The organism is Nostoc sp. UIC 10630, assembly GCF_010747425.1.
Lineage (GTDB): Bacteria > Cyanobacteriota > Cyanobacteriia > Cyanobacteriales > Nostocaceae > Nostoc.
The window spans coordinates 1-477 of record NZ_JAAGOG010000506.1; the positions used below are offsets into that span (position 1 = coordinate 1).

At 44.0% G+C, this 477-nt stretch carries 1 protein-coding gene; it reads left to right on the forward strand.

Annotation, left to right across the window (positions count from 1 at the left end; translation table 11 throughout):
* Positions 1-477: DUF3854 domain-containing protein (locus tag G1O98_RS38630; protein ID WP_163939752.1), on the forward strand; the 477-nt coding region annotated here is incomplete at both ends.

Genomic DNA, 477 nt, shown 5'->3' on the forward strand with positions numbered 1-477 from the left:
AAACAGGATTTTGATGAACGGTTGCATCCTGACTTAGTACCAATGGCTCAGGCGGGACGCAAGTTCATAATTCTTTTTGACTACGAAACTTCTTCTAAAACCAGGTGGTCGGTGTTTCAAGCCACTGTCCGCACTGCAAAAGCAATCGAATCGGCTGGTTCTGAATGTGAAGTTGCATTACTGCCGGGGCCAGAGAAAGGCGTTGATGATTTTGTAGTTGGTCGCGGGGAAGATGCTAACGCTTTACTGACCGCAATCATCGATGATGCCAAATCACTTGCCGATTACCAGCGCTCGTATCGGGCTAAAAAATGGGGACTTAGCAAATACAAACCAGATGTCACTATTAATATCAAGTATCTCTCTGAGGCTTTGTGCATTCCTGAACTTGAAGAAAAATGCTTGAGAGTGCCTGAGCTTTATGAGCTTGAAAAGGAACAACTTTTCACGCCATCTATAAAAGGACATCAAAGAAAG